The sequence below is a fragment of the Chromatocurvus halotolerans genome, assembly GCF_004340525.1.
In the GTDB taxonomy this organism is placed as follows: Bacteria; Pseudomonadota; Gammaproteobacteria; order Pseudomonadales; family Halieaceae; genus Chromatocurvus; species Chromatocurvus halotolerans.
Genome location: NZ_SLWX01000038.1, coordinates 1 through 1,969 on the forward strand (window position 1 = coordinate 1; position 1,969 = coordinate 1,969).

The following is a 1,969-nucleotide window of genomic DNA, read 5'->3' on the forward strand; positions in this document are numbered from 1 at the left end:
TGGAAGCTGTCATGCGTGTTCTCCTGTGGTCGACCAGGAGAACGGTACCGCTGGCTTAGCGGATAGAATAGAACGCCTCAGAATGAACGGTTACCGCTGATACCGAGCGTCTGCGCGATCGTGACCGCGCCCCACACCAGAATGCGTGAGCTGATCACCAGCAGGACCAGGCCTGCCACCAGCCAGAAAACGGCTTTGCGAGGCGCCATCGACCGGGCGGCCATTTCCGCATCGGTTTCTGCTTCGAGAGAATCGCCCCGGCCGCGTATGGCGGCGACAATGGTCCACGCCAACAAGGCGAAAAAGCCCGTCAGTAGAAGGAAAGCGTCGCCCCGGCTGATGCTGCCATTCCACAACAGGGCGCCCAGCACCAGGCCAATGAAGAATAGTAGTGGCAGTTCCCTGCGAACGATCTTCGAGTGGACGGCAATCGGCGCGACCAATGCCGTAATGCCGAGAATGAGGCCGGTATTGGTGATATTCGAACCCAGACCGTTGCCCAGTGCCAGATCGGGGTTGCCGTCCAGAGCCGCCATGGCGGAGACGACCATTTCCGGTGCCGAGGTGCCGAATCCAACGATCACCATGCCGATAACCAGTGATGGCATCCCGACGTGTCTGGCTGTCGCCGCCGCGCCCTCAACAAAGCGATCCGCGCTCCAGACCAGCAAGACGAAGCCAACCAGAATGGCCAATGATGCGATTACCATAGCAAGTTCCTACTTATTGTAAACGCAATCGTTACGCCGCTATGTGAGCGCGCGGGTTATTCAAGCACGTTACTGTGCGGACACGGTTGAACGACGGGGCATGGGCGTGTGCGGTAAATGCCATAATGCGACAGGTGGCTTACCCGTTGAAAACGCCCAACGACAAAGCGCATAGTCTAGCTATTTTCGTAGAGACAGATCAAGCTGAGTAGCCTTGCGACAGGGACGGGGCTACGTTTTCCGGCCCACAATTGCACCACAGCGCTGAACCCTTTTATGATTAGGTTGTGGGTTCCAGATCACCTTGGCGCCAATGTTTCTTGCGGATGCATGGGGTGATTCACTAGCGACTCTGCTCGGGCGTCGTAATTGTCACTGAATGATCAGGAGTGAAACCGGGTAGCTATGGGTATCCTCCTTTGGACCGTCGTCGCCATTATCGGCGCGGCAATCGTCTGGTTCGGCAGTGGTCTGCTGGAGTCAGCCAGCCAGCGTCTGTCTGCCTGGTACAAACTGCCTGAAATCGTACAGGGCGCCATCGTCGTGGCTGTGGGCTCCAGCTTTCCGGAGCTTTCCACCGTGGTGATCTCGACGTTGGTACACGGTGAGTTCGAGCTGGGTGTGGGCGCCATTGTCGGCTCGGCGCTGTTCAACATCATGGTGATTCCTGCAATCTCGGGGCTGGTCAGCCATGAACAACTTCGCTCCAATCGGGACCTTGTCTACAAGGAAGCCCAGTTCTACATGATTGCCGTGGCTGTGCTGACGCTCACTTTTTCCTTTGCCATTATTTATAACCCGGTCAACACCGGTGATTCGGCGCTTCGCGGCGAGATCACTCGCTGGCTTGCACTCATCCCCTTGGCGCTTTATGCGCTCTACATCTTCGTGCAGTATCAGGACACCATTGACCATACCGGAGAAGAGGATACTGCCGGTATCAGGCCGGGCAAGGAATGGGCAAAACTGGCTGGTTCTCTGGTCATCATCGTCCTGGGTGTGGAGGCATTAGTGCAGGCCGCCATCCACTTTGGTGACATTTTTGACACGCCCAGTTTCCTTTGGGGCATCACCGTGGTGGCAGCCGGCACCTCGATCCCCGACGCCTTTGTTTCCATCCGTGCCGCGCGACAGGGTCGCGGTGTCACCTGCATTGCCAACGTACGTAACCGGTCATTCCAAGACGTCGTTGCCAGCGTGACTATTTTGCCTTGGGCGGTACCAACGCACGGACGGTTGCAACGATTTCCCGCAAGTCA

The 1,969-nt window shown here is 57.2% G+C and carries 2 protein-coding genes; one reads left to right on the plus strand and one right to left on the minus strand.

The window, feature by feature from the left end; genetic code table 11:
* Positions 1–77 precede the first annotated feature (77 nt).
* Entirely contained in the window at positions 78–710 is a 633-nt protein-coding gene (locus EV688_RS17270) for a sodium:calcium antiporter (RefSeq protein WP_131917731.1), read from the minus strand.
* 405 nt (positions 711–1,115) lie between these two features.
* Here EV688_RS17270 and EV688_RS17275 point away from each other — a divergent pair.
* Positions 1,116–1,969 (plus strand): sodium:calcium antiporter (locus EV688_RS17275; RefSeq protein WP_131917733.1); only part of this gene is annotated, 854 nt, incomplete at its 3' end.

Coding starts and splice junctions, on each gene's coding strand:
- EV688_RS17270 (WP_131917731.1), bottom strand. CDS start 710: ATGGTAATCGCATCATTGGCCATTCTGGTTGGCTTCGTCTTGCTGGTC.